The sequence below is a fragment of the Nocardiopsis alkaliphila YIM 80379 genome (assembly GCF_000341005.1).
Taxonomy (GTDB): domain Bacteria; phylum Actinomycetota; class Actinomycetes; order Streptosporangiales; family Streptosporangiaceae; genus Nocardiopsis; species Nocardiopsis alkaliphila.
Genome location: NZ_ANBD01000076.1, coordinates 24,978 through 40,185, shown reverse-complemented (window position 1 = coordinate 40,185; position 15,208 = coordinate 24,978). Strand labels below are relative to the sequence as shown.

The window sequence follows — 15,208 nt, the reverse complement described above, 5'->3', positions numbered from 1 at the left end:
ACGCGCCGGTGGTCGACATGGTCTCGTGCTCCCCCTCACATGCGGTGAAACCCCCGGACACCCACTCTCCGGACGGTGCTGTTGACAACAACGGGCCTTGTGAACTGATTCCGTCCACACCGGGAACGAAGGTCCCGGGAAAGTCGGTCGAACGGCCCCCTCTTCGAAGGTGAGGCATGGAAGAGTGCGGGTAGGACTACTTGAACGTTGGGAGAGGAGTGCACGTGCGACCGTCCTCGACTCCGGCCTCCGATCGCCCTCGATCGCCCGCGGCGCAGTTCGCCGCTACCGACCGGTTGTCCGATTACTGGCGGTTCTACTGGGCCGTCGCCGAAGCCCAGATCAGCCGTTGGTTGCCGACCTCGCCTTCCCTCCTGCTCGATCTGTCCAGTCCGGACTTCCAGGGCACGCCCCGCGCCGTGGCCGCCGGGCACGACGTGGTCACCCTCCTACCATCGGTGGACACCGCCATGCGTCGCCCCCTCACCCTGGTGAACGGTCGCGCGACGATACCCCGGCCGACACGACCCAAGGGCCGATGGCGCCATGTGATCGGTGACTCCGCCTTCCTGCGTTCCTTCGCGGCCGACACCTTCGACGGAGTGATCGCCGACAACCGGGTACTCTCGCGACACCTGGCCACGGAAGCGTCCATGGTCGAGATCGCGCGTGTCCTACGAACCGGAGGACGCGCGCTCGTGTGCGTGGACTCCGTGGTCCTGGGCATGGCCCTGCTCGCCGAACAGGACTACTGGCCCGAACTCAGTCACGCCCCCAGCGCCGACGTGTTGCTGGTGCCCTGGCCGGACGGCTCCATCACCCGCTGCTTCACCGCCGAGCAGCTCACCGAGGTGGTCACCGAGGCCGGCCTGGAGCTGGAGTGGATCAAACCGCGCACGGTGCTGTCGGTCTCCACCGTGGAGATGATGTTGGCCCGTGACCCTCGATCGATGGGCCGCCTGGTGGAAATGGAGATGCGCGCCGCCGAGTCCGACGACTACGTAGGAGTGCACCTCATCGCCAGTGTCGTCAAACCCGGTTGAGCCCTCACTTTTGGGGTGGCCTCGGTACCGCCCCGTCTTGAAGGGACCGGTGGACCCGCACGGGTGGACGGGCCCGCCGGCAAGGGGCACTCCCCCGATCAGTCGACCAAGGGCAGGTAGAGGCGGTTACCACCCTCGGCGAACTCCGCGGACTTGTCGGCCATACCCTTCTCGATGGCCTCCACCGTGTCCAGGCCGTTCTCCTCGGCGTACCTGCGCACGTCCTGGGAAATCTTCATCGAGCAGAACTTGGGCCCGCACATGGAGCAGAAGTGCGCGGTCTTCGCGGGTTCGGCGGGCAGGGTCTGGTCATGGAAGGACCGGGCGGTCTCCGGGTCCAAGGACAGGTGGAACTGATCCCGCCAACGGAACTCGAAACGCGCCTTGGACAACTCGTCGTCCCATTCCCGTGCCTTGGGGTGACCCTTGGCGACGTCAGCGGCGTGGGCGGCGAGTTTGTAGGTGATGACACCGACCTTGACGTCGTCACGGTCGGGCAGCCCCAGGTGTTCCTTCGGGGTGACGTAGCAGAGCATGGCGGTGCCGTGCCGAGCGATCTGCGCGGCACCGATCGCGGAGGTGATGTGGTCGTAGCCGGGGGCGATGTCGGTGGTCAGAGGACCGAGCGTGTAGAACGGCGCCTCACCGCACGACTCCTCCTCCAGACGCACGTTCTCCGCGATCTTGTCCATCGGCACGTGGCCAGGGCCCTCGATCATCACCTGCACGTCGTGGGAACGGGCGATGTGGGTGAGCTCACCGAGGGTGCGCAGCTCAGCGAACTGGGCCTCGTCGTTGGCGTCGGCGATGGATCCGGGGCGCAGCCCATCGCCGAGGGAGAAGGTGATGTCGTAACCACGGAAGATCTCACAGAGTTCCTCGAAATGGGTGTAGAGAAAGCTCTCTTCGTGGTGGGCCAGGCACCAGGCGGCCATGATGGAACCGCCGCGCGAGACGATTCCGGTCACGCGTCGGGCCGCCAACGGCACGTAGCGGAGCAGGACGCCCGCGTGGACCGTCATGTAGTCCACGCCCTGTTCGGCCTGTTCGATGATGGTCTGACGGTAGATCTCCCAACTGAGCCTGGTGGGGTCGCCATCGACCTTCTCCAGCGCCTGGTAGATGGGGACCGTGCCGATCGGGACCGGAGAATTGCGGATGATGCGTTCTCGAGTCTCGTGGATGCGCTTGCCCGTGGACAGGTCCATCACCGTGTCGGCGCCCCAACGGGTGGCCCAGACCATCTTCTCCACCTCCTCGGGCACGGAGGAGGTGACGGCGGAGTTCCCGATGTTGGCGTTGATCTTGACGAGGAAATTCTTACCGATGATGGTCGGTTCGGATTCGGGATGGTTGCGGTTGACCGGGATGACCGCGCGGCCGATGGCGACCTCATCGCGCACGAACTCGGGGGTGACCCCCTCACGGGAGGCGACGAAGCGCATCTCAGGGGTGATGATGCCCGCCTTGGCGTAGCTCGCTTGGGTGACCGAGCCGTTGACGGGGTCCAAGGCCCAGTCCAGGCGGGTCCTGGTGAGTCCTTGGTGAACGTCGATGTCGGCGGTGTCGTCGGTGTACGGACCGGATGTGTCGTACAGATCGAAGTGGCTGCCGTTGGTGAGTTCCACCCGTCGCCGTGGGACGCCGAGCGTGAGTCCTTCGGGGGTTTGGACCTCGCTGTACACCTTGTGAGATCCCATGATGGGACCAGTGGTCACCTGGTGCACGTCGGTGGTGGAAAGGTCATGGCTGTCCATAGCCGTCATGGCGCGCCTTCCTACGTCGGAATTACCCGAACAGGTTCTGCGGTCGGCGACACCGATGAGTCGCCCTCTCAGCCCGCCATGGCGCGAGCTCCCGCGTTGTTTATTCACGTGTGCGCACGTCGAATGTGCGTGGGGACGCCTCGATCATCGCGCCCCGGCCGGGGAAGACCCTCTCCCCGTGGCCTCGCACACCATACACAGGCCACGCCCTGGCCTGTCCACCATCTCCGGGGTCAGAAAAGTGTGTCCGATGCGTCGCCACCGGCGGACGAGACGGGCTCCAGCAGGTCGGCACGGTTGTTCTTGATGCTGTTGACGTCCGTGGAGACCTCGTCGACGACGAAGCGGTCCGCCGGGGTGCGGTTCATCAGGTGGAACAGCTCCTCGGTTCCCGAGGCCGGGTCGAGCCAGGACGCCCACGCGTCCGTGGGTACGACGATCGGCATGCGTTCGTGGATGTGCGCCAGTTCGGGCGCGGCCTCGGTGGTGATCACCGCGCACGACCAGACCCAGGCGGCCGGGTCGTTCTCGTCGACCTCGGGATCGCGCCAACGCTCGAAGATCCCGGCCAAGGCGAGCGGCTCGTCTGTCTCGTAGTGAATGGAGAAGGGTTTCTTGGCGGCCTTGGCCTTGCGCTTTTTGTGTTGGGGATCGGTCGCGGGAGAGGTGCTCGCCTCGGCCGTTCCGTCCTTGTTCAGCAGCTGCCACTCGTAGTAGGCGTCGGCCGGGAGCAGACAGCGACGGTGTCGGAAGGCCGATCTGAACGCGGGCTTGTCCGCGACGGTCTCCCCACGTGCGTTGATCATCCGATAGCCGATGTTGCGGTCCTTGGCCCAGGAGGGGATCAGACCCCAACGCAGGGTGTGCAAGGAACGCGGTCCCGCTTTCCCACCATCGCTACCCAGCGGTGGCGGGCCGAAGACGGCTTGGACCGGCCGCCCCGGTGAGATGTTGTAGTCGGGGTCGAGTTCTTCCAGGGGTGGCCAGGATCGCGGGTCGGCCCCTTCCACCGCTTGTTCGGGCAGACCGAAGGCGAGCTGGAGCCGGTGCACGTTTCTGGACTGGGCATAACGACCGCACATGTGTCGGATTCTATGCCTCGGGCGCCCGCCCAGCGCTCTTCGGTGAGGAGGGCCTTTCCCGGACGGGTCTGGAATTGTGGACCACCTGGTCCTCGTCGCGGGAGCGCCATGCCTGCGACAGCCCGGCCAGGATCGCCACCACGCCGAGTGGGCCGAGTGTCCAAGGGGCCCACACGTCCAGGCCGCGTAGCAGTAGTGCCTGGACCCGAGCCTGTTCGGCCAGGGAGGAGGTCTGGTTCTCGGCCAGGGCGAACTCGCCCTCGAGCAAGGTCACCTCACCGGATCCGTTCTGCGGACGCAGGGTCTCGGAGCGATCCTCGGTCATGTGGACGAGTCGGCCGGTGATCGGCTCGACCCAGAAGGTCCGTTCGAAGGTCAGCCAGCGGTTGGCGGAGACCGTTCCCTCGGCCCCGGAGGTGAACAGGGCCGAGGGCACGTCGCGAGACGATTCGGGGACCTGGGTGGAAACCACTTCTTGGGTGTAGCGGCGCACCGACAACCCACCGATCTGGTCATCCTCCTCGAAGACGACCGCGGGTGCGGCGCGCACCTCGGCGTCGTAGAAGGAGTGGTCTGCCTCGGGGGCTCCGGCGGGCCACTGTAGAACCAGTCCGGCCTGACGTACCGCACGGTCTCCGTTGACGTGCTCACCACAACAGTTGACCGCGCGCCCGGTCTCGCGATCGACGATGACGCGGCGGCTCCAATGGTCGATGACGTGGTCAAAGACGCTGGTGTCCACCGTCATCTCCCAGGCCGACCAATCCGCCCCGTGCGAACTCCCCCTGATCCGGGTGGTCCGCTCTAGTTCGACGTTTTCTTGGTAGGTCCAGGTGGCGGTGTCCAGGAAACCCGCGCCGGGGGCCTCCATCCTCAGGTGGTGGGACACCTCCCCCGGCATGAGGGCGACCCGGTCGTGCACGTACAACGGCAGCAACAGCGCCGACGTCAGCAGGAACGCGCCAAGGGCCACCAAGAGGGTGCCCTTGGGCAGCGCGCTGCCTTGCCGGGGCGGCGACGGGCTCGGCAGGCGTTCGGGTACCCGACCCACCTGAGTGAACACGCTCATCCGCGGACCTCCTCGACACCGGGAACATCGGCCATCGCCCCGGTGTCGTCGGAACCGGGGCCCGCGTCGTCGGGTCGATCGTGCCCCTGGGCCGGGCCGTCCCGTACGACGGTCCGCGCCGGCACCGACACGATGTTCTCTGCGGTGTCCGTGCCGGCCCCCGGTCCATGCTCCTCACCGCGCTGCCCCAGGGCCAACACCAGGCGGGCCATCGCGGGCAGACAGAGCACCTGGGGCACCCAACCGCGCAACGCGGTGCCCAAGGTCTCGGTGATGTCGTGGAAGGGCATGTGCACGGCCAGATGTGTGCCGACCGCCGTGGCCAGTCCGGCCAAGGCCAACGACACCGTGACGACCCACGGGCCGGCCAGGTGGGGCAGCAATCGTCCGCCCATGGAGGGCCGACCGGGCTTGGCGTGACGCAACCGTTTGGGTGCCTGGCGGGCCAGCCACCAGATAGCCAGCAGGATCAGGCCCACCATCGCGGCGCCGGCCCAGCCGGCGATCCACACGCCATAGGCCAAGCCGAGCGGCAAGACCACCCAGCGCGGCAACCAACCGGAGCCGGACTCGGGCAGGGCACGCGCCCCACGCGGCGGTTCGGTGGTCATGCGACCGCCGCCGGGCAGCAGTCGGCGTGGCCACAGCGCGAGGACCACCAGCAGCGCGGCCAACGCACCACCCATGGCCAGGACCCGGTGATAGACGGCGTCGGGCGCGTAGGTGAGCGTGACGGTACCCGCGGTGCCCTCCGGGAGCGCCCATGCCTGTTTCCAACCCTCCAACCGGACCGGTTCCAGGGGGCCATCGACACCTTCGACCCGGGCCTGCCAACCCTCGTTGAAGTTCTCGTTGACCACGAGCAGGCTGTCCTCGTCGACGGACACGTCGAATCTGCGCTCGCTCACTCCCCACGAGTGCAGGGTGTCGACCTCGGCCATCCGTACCTCGGGGGGAGCGGTGTCGACCAGGTCGGCCGACTCCACCAGTGCGGATCGGACCTGGTAGCGGTTGCCCGGATCCACCGTCACCCGGTTCTCCCCCTCACCGAGTTCGAGGTCGGTGCAGGTCTCGTACCGCAACGGCCGCCCGGTGATCTGGTCGGCGAGGGTACCCTCGCTGATCCGGGTCTCCACCCTGCGGTCGTTGACCCGCAGGGTCGGACCCAGGCCACAGGTGGTGGAGGCGTCGCCCTCGGGCGATGGGTCGACCGGGGCGACACCGGGCAGGTCGATGGTGCCGATCTCCAAGGCCTGCCCCTCGGGGCGTTCGAAGGTGATCCTCAAGGAAGAGGCGGTGAGTTCGGCGAAGTCGACACGACCGCTGCCGTCCAGCCACCCCTGGCGGACCGTGTCATCACCCTCGATGGTGACTTTGATCGGACGCATCACGCTGTCGGCTCGGGGGAACTCGACCTCCATGTGGTCCAGGGTGGTCGGTGAGTCCAGTTCGACGTCCAGCCAGGGAGCCTTCTCCTCCGGGTCCGGGTACCAGACCGTGCTCTCGTCGTCGTCGAGCGCTCCGCGCCCCATCGCGGCGGGATGCTGAACCGCGGTAGAGGAGCCGGTCACGCGCGGGAAGCCGCTCGCCCGGTTGGCGGCGTTCTCCGCCTCCCGGGGGTCGGTGAGGACCACCTCACCAGAGATCTGGTGCGGAGAGGCGGCCGACTCGGCGGACAGCTGGAAGGTGCGGTCCAGTCTGCTGGAATCCTCACCACTGACCTCCAGGTCCGGGTTGCACACCCACACGTGCGAGCCCTCCATGCACCCGGGGGCGGTGCCGGTGGAGCCGGTGAACAGCAACGTGCCGGTGTCCGTCGGGCCCGGAACGTCCAGGGTTCGGGCGGGGTCCAGTCCGGGAACGGAGATCGAGGAGATCCCCACCCGGGTACCGAAGCGGTACTCCGGTTCCCAGGCGAGTTCGTCGACGCGTACCCGCAGCGTGGAGGTCTGCCCCGGTGGTGCGTTGAGCTCCTGGGGTTCGTCGGTCTCGGCGATGGCCGCCTCGGCCTGCCCGTTGTCGGTGATCAGGGTGACCCGTGAGGGCGGAGGCTCTCCGGGCAGTTGTTCGAAGGCCACGCTCAGGCCGTCGAGGTCGCGTGGCTCGGTGAACTCCACCTCGATCCACTGGCCCAGTGCACCGGCGAAGGCACTGGAACGCCACGCGGTGCCCAGGTCGTCGTCGAACGCGGCGTGCGGCGCGTGGCCCGGGTCCCGGTCGCCGGGGCGAGCCTCCACGCCGGCTTCCGAGGTGGACGCGGTCACACCCGCGATACCGAGGTCGCGTGCGTGGGAGACGTACGCCTCCCACGCGGGGTCCATGATGTCCGGGGCGGGGACGTCGCGCTCGTACTCCTGGTCCTCGGTCATGGTGGCCGAGACGTTGCGTCGCACGTCGGAGTAGACCACTTCACGGCGGCGTACGGTGTCCGTGACGATCGTGTCCTCGGCGGCGATCTCGGCGGCACCGGGGTCGTCGCCCAACAGGATCGGACGATCATCGGTGACCATGCCCTGTTCGGCCAAGTGCAGGACCGACTCGGGTCCGCCGGTGACGCGCAAGGTGTCCGCCGAGGGGACGGTGCCGACGGTGGGCGCGGCCTCGTCCACCTCGTAGATGGTCAGGGAGCGGTAGGGCTGGTCGAACCACTGGGAGGCGGAGTGGTGGTCCAGGGAACCGACGAACGGACCGAACTCGGCGGCCTCGGAGATGCCCGGCGAATTCCGCAGCGCCTGGTGGGTGCGGGCCGGCCAGCCACCATTGTTACCCACCCGTTGAAGGTCGTTGCGAACGATGAGGTGGGTGACACCCAGCCTGGCGAAGGTATCGGCCAACCCCTCGGAGCCACGTCCGGAAGAGACCCGTTGGTCGATCTCGTGGGTGATGCGGGAGATACCCGAGGAGCCCCACGGGATGATCTGATGGTTGGTCCAAGCCCCGGAGAGCAGTGGTTGCATGGGTTCGTCGAGAGGGCGCCCCCACTCGTACTCACCACGTGCGGAACCGGGCAGAGCCATGGTCATACCGCGTTCGTCGGAGCGTTCCTCCAGCCATTCGACCGCTTCGTACCAGTGCTCGGGGATCTCCTCGAAACCGCCCTTGGGGGCGATGCCGACGGTGGCGATGGGGACGAGGGTGATCAGGAAGACCATGGCCGTGGCCCCCGCGACGGCGCGCCTGACCCCGTCGGCGACGGCGCCACCCCTGCGGTCGGACCAGTCCCTGGCGACCACCACGGGCAGGTGGGCCAAGCCCAGGACGATGGGCAACCGAATGAGCGCATCGAACTTGTGGACATTGCGGAAGGGAGCCAGGGCACCATCGAACATCTCCCGCATGAACGGGGCGAAAGGCCCGGTGAGAGCCCCGGTGAAGCCCGCGACCACGATGGCGGTCCCCACCAGGAGGCTGCTGATGAGGAAGAGGCGTTCGGGGGTGCGTCGGTTGATCAACCCGGCCAGACCGAGCCCGGCGACCAGGGCGGTGACCGCCACCAGCCAAGGGGTGAGGGAGAGTTCCGCGCCCGAGGGCAGGGCGGTGTTACCCATGTCGGGTAGGAAGCCCATCCAGTTGGAGGTGCCTCGTAGCGCGTTGAACAGCGAGGTGATGCCGGTGGTGACGGCGGCGTCCTCGGTGTAGGGCATGAACGAGTACACGTACCGCGACATGATGAGCAGCGGAACGATGTACCAGAAAGAGGCCAGCAGCAGAGCCAGAGACCACCACAGGATGAGCCGCCACTTACGCGGTCCGTTGGCCCGGGTGAGCAGATATAGTCCCGGAACCACCAGTACGGCCAGTTCGGAGGCCGCGTTGGTACCGCCGCACATCAAAAAGGCCAACCCCGACAGCAGGGCCATGCGCGCCGGCGGATATCCGCGTTTGGCGCCCAGGATGAGCGGCAGCAGGATCCACGGCATGAGCAGCATGGGCTGCAGTTCGGCCGAGTTGTACGACAGCAACGTGAGCACCCGGGGCGCCAGGGCGTAGGCGATCCCAGCGATGACGCGGGTGTTGACCGTACCCAACCCCAAGGCCTCGGCGACCTTGTAGACGCCGAGGAAGGCGGCGATGAGCAGTACCGCCATCCACAGTCGCTGGATGAGCCACTCGGGCATCCCGAGTACCTCGAACAGCAAGTGGAAGGGGCCATTGGGGAAGAAGTACCCATAGGCCTGGTTCTGGAGCTGCCCGAAGTAGGAGGCGTCCCACAGATGCAGGGCGCGCTCCATGAACCCCAAGGGGTTGATCGTCAGGTCGATCTTGGTGTCGCTGACGATCCGACCGGGGTCGATGCTCGCCGCCAGCACGCCCAGAAACACACACACCGCGAGGACCTTGAGGCGCGCCAGCAGCCTCTCGTCCATTCCGCCGATGGCGGCCGGTGCCGTGGAATCCTCCGGTTCGCGCCTGGCGGTGGATTCCGCCGAAGTCACATCTTCGCTTTCTTGCCTGCTGCCGGGTCAGGGGTGCCGTTGGGGGAGTCGATGCCGAGTTCCGCGGCGACGAGGTGGGCCATCCGCGCGCCGCCGGCTTCCCAAGTGAACTGGGAGGCCCAGGCACGGCAGGCTTGGCGGACCTCCTCGGCTCGTCGGGGGTCGGACAGTTCCTTCAGGGCCCGGGAAACGACGTCCTTCAAGGATTCGTCTTCATGGACGAGCCAACCGGTTTCTCCATCGCGGACCGAATCGCGTAGTCCGTCCACATCGTAGGCCACGGTGGGTACTCCAAGGCGTGCGGCCTCGATGACCGTCAGACCCCATCCCTCGAACTCGGAAGCGGTGACGTGCAGGTGGGCGGAGGACAGCACGTCGTTCTTGTCCTGCTCGGACAGGAACCCGTGCAGGTCGACGCTGCCCTGAAGCCCGTCACGTTCGATCTGGTCGGCGAGGTGTTCACCTTCGGGCCCGCGCCCGATGATGTGCACCCGCAGCCCTGGGTGGTCGTCGGCCAGGCTACGGGCCAGGTCGACCACACGGGACACACGCTTTTGCACCACCAGACGACCGAGGCTGACCAGGGCGGGCGCCGTGTCCGTCGCGGGTGCGGGCGGGAGGGGCTCCAGGGCGGGGCCTCCGTTGTGGATGATCTCGATGGGCGCACGCCAGCCGAGTTTGGAGCGCATGGCGGCCCGGGAGGACTCCGAAACGGTGACGGTGGTGCATCGGCGGTAGACCCAGGAGGCCACGGTGGACTCCATGAACCGCCCGAACCAGGCCACCGGAGCCGGGAAGTAGGCATTGAACTGTAGGTCGTGGACGTGATGCACGATACTGACGACCTTGGTGCGCCGACGCAGGACCAACCGGGACAGGAAAGGGATGCCGTTCATGCAATCGAAGGCCAGGTGGTACTCACGTCGCCATAGGGCGAGCCAGGCCATGACGCGCGGGTAGACGGTGAACTTTCCGCCCATCCGACGGATGACGATCCCATCCTTGGTCTCGACCCGGGCCTGGTGTGCTTCCCTGCTGGTCAAAAAAGTGACGATGGCGCCACGTTCGGCCAGATGGCGGCTGATCCGCCAGGCGTATTCCTCGGCGCCACCGGCCGTGGACTGCCAGGGGTCGCGCCAGTTGATCATGACGAGCCGGACCCCGTCGAGACGGGGCCCGAGATCGACGGGTGGTGTGGGTTCGGGTGCGCGGTGGGCCGCACCGGGCTCCGATGTCGCGGACTCTTCGACCTCCGCCAATGCTGGGACGGGGATGGCGGCCGGGGTCGTGGTGACCGTGGCGTGTCCGGGCTCCACCCGGTGGGGAACCTTCTGGAAGACCACACGCTCTCCTTCCGCGCGCTGTCCGACCGAAGCCTTTTCTCACGCTCCGAATGCAGGCGATCGCCTCGTGCGATCGTTCGGGGTAAGCGCTGAGCGCACGCCGAACAGGCCCATGAACCGGACGTCATTGGGGTGGGGCGGCCGTGTGGGACCGCGAGGGGATGGTGACGACTCTGGGGCACCGCCACCGAGATCTGAGGGCGTAGGGCGCCCCGCCGGCTGCGAGGCGCCCGCCGGACCTCGGTAACTCGATGACCTAGCGGTCGCCGTAGTTGTAGAGGGTTTCGTTCACCGGTTCCGCGGTCGCGGTCGACTCGGTGGCGAGGTTGGTGGCCACCACGGTGGCACCTCCCGCCAGAGCCGCGCCGATCACGCAGGCGGCGATTACCTTGATCACTGGGATCTCCTTCCGCACGCCCCGGTCCCACTTTGGGCAGGGACGCTGGGAACCGAGACTAGAACCTGATCTAGCTACAGACCAGATGATTGCCCCAACTGTAACTAACCCGCAGGTAACTTCCAACCCCACAATGTCGTCTTTATGAGCATTTATGCGCTGGTCATGGCCCGACCAAGAAACCAGGCCCGCTGGTGAGGCCATACCGGGAGCGCGGACCAGAACCGGTTACAGATATCGACATAGCGAACTTTCGCTCTTCATCGCATTCCGCTGTGCCCCATCGATGAGGACCCGATGCGGGCAACGATGATCAGGGACCAAAGGAACGTCCCGAGAGTGATCACGCTTGCGAGCACCACGAGTCCGTGTCCGCCCTCGGGTTCGGCGTCCACGTACCGGTCCGCGACCTCGACCAAGAGCATGTCCCGTCCTTCGACCAGCACGGACAGGCCATCCGCGGTGAACAGGGGTTCGCCCTCGACCGGCGCCGAAACGACCACGTATCGCACGCCCAGTGATCCCAGAACCTCCGGTGACTCTCCGGGATCGACCGTGGGCAGACCGGTCTTCGGAGCGGGTTCGAGCAGCGCGGCCACCTCACGCGCCCGCGTGTCCTCACCGGTCACCGATACGGCCCCACCATCAGGTGTGCCGATCCGCAGGTCATCGTTCCAAAGCGTGCGTCGGTCGAACAGCTTGGTCGCCGGGTCCAGCGTCACCACCGTCTCCCCGGACCACTCCAATCCTCGGTAAGCGCTCCAAGGCAACACCAGGACCGCACCCGGTCGCTCGTCGGCGGAGACCACGGCCTGCGCCTCCTGCCAGGCCGATGGATACTCCACGGGCTCCAACCTGCCACCCGCACCCCACAGCAGCCCCGGTAACACCATCACCGGCGCCAGCCCCAAGAACACCGCCGTCACTATCCGTCCCAGACCGGGGATCTCCCCAGAAGGCGCCCATTCAGTGCCACGAAGCACCCCGAGCGACCACAGGACGGCCGCGCTCAGCCCCAGGGCTTGGAGCAGAGCGAATGGAGCCACGTACAGCTGCCCGTCCCGCAAAGGACCGAATCCAGGCCACAGGTCGATGAGCGACACCAGCACGCCCGGAGCGAACGTACCCAGCAGGGCGATCGAGAGCCCCAACCCCGCCGACACCGACAACCCCACGGCCACCGCGTGGCGCGTTCGCCACGACCACCACACCCATCCCAGCAACGCCACTGCCACCACCAGCGACCGAGCTGCGGCGGTGACCGGCTCGCCGTACCCTGGCGGCACCGCACCCGAGTTCCACACACCTCCCAGCAACAACAACGAACCCACCGTGCCGAAGGGAGTGTCGGCTCGGGCCGCGAAGGCCTCCACGCCGGCCGGGTCGGTTTCGGCCCCGCCCGTGAGCGAGGGCAGCAGCCACGGTAGTGAGACCAGGGCCAACGCAAGGAGCACCAGGCCGGCGTCTCGCCATCGGCGCAGTGCCCGAGGGCCGGCGATCAGAGCGCTGAGCACCACCGATGAGAACCCGCCCACCGCGGCGGGCGCCAAGGCACCCACCAGCCCGGCCAGGCCTCGAGACGCGGGCAGAAAGGCCAAACGCACCACGGCCGCCAGAACCCAGGGAAGTCCGGCATACCCCAACAGGGCCGCCCACTGGCCCAACAACAGACGCTCGGCCACGAACGGGTTCCACGTGTAGGCCAAGCCGGCGACCGCACCGCCGGCCAGAGCGACCACGGGTACCGGACCCGTACCGTGAAGCAACCCGACGGCCAACCGGAAGGCCCCCGCCGCACCCAGGACGAACACGGCGGTCAGGAACAGACTCTGGACCACGTCGCCCGGCAAGAACATGGACAGAGCGGCGACCACCGCGTCGCTGGGGATGGCGCGAGGGAAACCGTCCGCACCGGCCACCACCGTGGTCAGGGACAGGCCGGGCACGAAGACCATGTCGTACCGGAGCACGTAACCGGGCCCCAAGGCCGGACCCAACGCCATCAACGCGATCAAAAGCCCCAACACCCACGGAAGCAGGCGAACGACCACGCCCATCAGTGACCGTCCAAGACGACGGCGGTGGAGTAGCCACCCTTCACGTAGTCACGGTAGGAGCGGATCACGACCTCGTAGGGTCCCGAAACGGTGACCCGCCATCGGGGGTCTCCCTCGACGGGGCCGAGCGAGTGCCAGTCCTCGCCGTCCCCGGGCCCACGGTCATCGCGGGGCGAGCAGGACGCGCCGGGTTCGGGATCCGGGGCCGGGGCCGGCGGCGGCGTCGAGGGCGCCGGCGTGGGAGTGGGTTCGGGCTCGGGACGAGGGGGGCGTGGTGGCTCCGAGGGAGTGGGGCGCGGGCCTTCCCCTCCCCCGTCGGCGTCGGAGGTGTCACTGGTGCTCGTATCCGTGTCCCGAGGGCTCCTGTCCACATCCCGGGGACGTTGGAAATGGTCGGTCGGGGCGCACTCCAACCGGCGAACCCACACTTCGTAGTGGCCGGCCTCCTCGACCTCGTCCCAAACGACCAGGTCCCCACCGTCACGAACCCGCACCCCGCTCGGACCCGGCGGCGGATCGTCGTCCCACACCAGTTTCAGGGGATCGGACTCCACACCCTCGTCCTTGCCCTTGTAGGGGCGCACGACGAACTCGTAGCCGGCCCCGCTGAGCAGTGACTCGATGGTGACCGAACGCCGGTCGTCGTCGCTCTCCACGTCCATCGGCAACACGAACGGATCGTCCGGGTCGGGATCGATGCGACGTTGCACCACCCGGTAGTCGGTGGCGCCGGGGACCGCCGGCCAGCTGAGCCGTAGGCCGCCCTCCGTCTCCTCGTACTCGGGTTCGGGTGCGGTCAACGGTCCCGTGGAGAACTCGGGAAGGGGCCGGGGAAAGGCGTCGCCCACCCCCAACGGTTCGGCGAGCGCGTCGGCGAAGGCCGCCGCGATCTTGAGTTCGCCTCGCACGTTGGGGTGGGTGGCGTCCCAGTTGTCGTAGGCGGGGGCGTAGTCTTGGGCGGTCTGGGCGACCACCATCGGAGAATCGCTGGAGGTGAGCTGTTCGGCCAGGTCCACCAACCCCATGTTGAACAGCTCGATCTCGCTGTTGACCCGACCATCGTCGCTCGTGCCGTCCACCTCGGGCAGTTCTCCGACCACGAAACGGGCGTCGCCGATCACCACCCTGACCGTGGAGACGATCTCGGCGATGCCTTCGAGGGCGTGATCGGCGCCTTCTCCGGCGATGATGTCCTCGGTACCGGCGAGCAGAAGCAGGTAGTGGGGCTCGTGTTCGGCGGCGGTCCGGGCGGCCTCGTCGGCCAGGTCCTGGGCCGTGCTGCCCCAGCGGGCGGCGTGGTCGGTGTCGAAGTCGGGAGCGGCGTAGTCGTGGTTCCCGAAGTCCTCTTCCTCCAACGAATAGAGGTCGTCGTGAGGTCCGACGAAATCGAACTCGACCTCCTGTTCCGTCAGGTGGGACCACAGGTGGTAGCGCCAGGTGTGGTCCCCATCGCTGCCCTGGGTGGCGGCTCCGCCCAACGGCATGATTCGCAACTCCCCTTCCGGAGGGTCGGGGATGGAGACCGGTTCATCGGCTCGGCCCGCACCGTCACCACCGACGCCTCCCGACCCGGTCTGCAGGAGGAGCATCGTGATCGCCATGGCCGCGAGCATGACACCGAGGAGACCGAGGGGACCGGGTTCGAAGCGTGATTCACCGCGCTGCCACAGACCGCGCAGGTGCCAGGCCGTCGCCGTGGAGCCGAGACCAGGAAGATCCCGCCAAGAGAGCTCGCGCCAGTACTCACGACTCGCCCAAGCGGAAAGGCGCTCTCGCCAGGAGCGCCCCTGCGAGCCGTCTGAACGGACCTTCCGGTCCTCTTCGGCTTTCTCATCCTCAGGGGCGGCGGCTGTGTCCGAAACGTCCTCGTCCTGGGGGGTGGCGTCCTTGCCCGGGTCCTGCACCATGCCCCATCTCTCGCGGCGGCGCCTTGCGGTAGTTACAGGTTCCTGTTCGACAGACGAGCATTATCTCCCCTGCTGAGGAAGCCAGAAGGAACACGCTCGCCATACCAG

9 protein-coding genes are annotated in these 15,208 nt (G+C 67.4%); 1 reads left to right on the top strand and 8 read right to left on the bottom strand.

Translation table 11 applies throughout. From position 1 onward, the window contains the following. Positions 1 to 218 precede the first annotated feature (218 nt). Positions 219 to 1,043, top strand: a complete 825-nt coding sequence (locus D472_RS0111720) for a methyltransferase domain-containing protein (RefSeq protein ID WP_017604673.1) — start codon at positions 219 to 221, stop codon at positions 1,041 to 1,043. Between the two features lie 98 nt (positions 1,044 to 1,141). Here D472_RS0111720 and thiC read toward each other — a convergent pair whose 3' ends face one another. From thiC to D472_RS0111680, 8 genes are all read right to left on the bottom strand, one after another. After that, the gene (thiC, locus tag D472_RS0111715; RefSeq protein ID WP_083903444.1) at positions 1,142 to 2,809 is read right to left on the bottom strand and encodes a phosphomethylpyrimidine synthase ThiC; all 1,668 of its coding nucleotides are present in this window, start codon (positions 2,807 to 2,809) and stop codon (positions 1,142 to 1,144) included. 233 nt (positions 2,810 to 3,042) lie between these two features. Beyond that, on the bottom strand, positions 3,043 to 3,891 hold the full coding sequence (locus D472_RS0111710) for an SOS response-associated peptidase (protein ID WP_017604671.1): 849 nt from the start codon (positions 3,889 to 3,891) through the stop codon (positions 3,043 to 3,045). A gap of 10 nt (positions 3,892 to 3,901) precedes the next feature. Then, on the bottom strand, positions 3,902 to 4,960 hold the full coding sequence (locus D472_RS0111705) for a DUF3068 domain-containing protein (RefSeq protein WP_017604670.1): 1,059 nt from the start codon (positions 4,958 to 4,960) through the stop codon (positions 3,902 to 3,904). Continuing rightward, positions 4,957 to 9,396 carry an alpha-(1->3)-arabinofuranosyltransferase gene (locus D472_RS0111700; protein ID WP_017604669.1) on the bottom strand — a complete coding sequence of 1,480 codons (4,440 nt, stop codon included), beginning with the start codon at positions 9,394 to 9,396 and terminating at the stop codon, positions 4,957 to 4,959. Before D472_RS0111700 ends, D472_RS0111705 begins: the two co-directional genes overlap by 4 nt. Next, on the bottom strand, positions 9,393 to 10,739 hold the full coding sequence (locus D472_RS0111695) for a glycosyltransferase family 4 protein (RefSeq protein WP_017604668.1): 1,347 nt from the start codon (positions 10,737 to 10,739) through the stop codon (positions 9,393 to 9,395). Before D472_RS0111695 ends, D472_RS0111700 begins: the two co-directional genes overlap by 4 nt. A gap of 256 nt (positions 10,740 to 10,995) precedes the next feature. Next, positions 10,996 to 11,136, bottom strand: a complete 141-nt coding sequence (locus tag D472_RS28635; protein ID WP_017542507.1) for a hypothetical protein — start codon at positions 11,134 to 11,136, stop codon at positions 10,996 to 10,998. Between the two features lie 260 nt (positions 11,137 to 11,396). Continuing rightward, positions 11,397 to 13,193 (bottom strand): hypothetical protein, encoded by a 1,797-nt coding sequence (locus D472_RS0111685; RefSeq protein ID WP_017604667.1) that lies wholly within the window; start codon positions 13,191 to 13,193, stop codon positions 11,397 to 11,399. Further along, complete coding sequence (locus D472_RS0111680) at positions 13,193 to 15,100, bottom strand: hypothetical protein (protein WP_017604666.1); 1,908 nt, start codon at positions 15,098 to 15,100, stop codon at positions 13,193 to 13,195. Before D472_RS0111680 ends, D472_RS0111685 begins: the two co-directional genes overlap by 1 nt. Positions 15,101 to 15,208: the final 108 nt, after the last annotated feature.

Excerpts from the sequence above, each read along its gene's own strand:
- thiC (WP_083903444.1), bottom strand. The coding sequence starts at position 2,809 with ATGACGGCTATGGACAGCCATGACCTTTCCACCACCGACGTGCACCAG.
- D472_RS0111710 (WP_017604671.1), bottom strand. The coding sequence starts at position 3,891 with ATGTGCGGTCGTTATGCCCAGTCCAGAAACGTGCACCGGCTCCAGCTC.
- D472_RS0111705 (WP_017604670.1), bottom strand. The coding sequence starts at position 4,960 with ATGAGCGTGTTCACTCAGGTGGGTCGGGTACCCGAACGCCTGCCGAGC.
- D472_RS0111685 (WP_017604667.1), bottom strand. The coding sequence starts at position 13,193 with ATGGGCGTGGTCGTTCGCCTGCTTCCGTGGGTGTTGGGGCTTTTGATC.
- D472_RS0111680 (WP_017604666.1), bottom strand. The coding sequence starts at position 15,100 with ATGGTGCAGGACCCGGGCAAGGACGCCACCCCCCAGGACGAGGACGTT.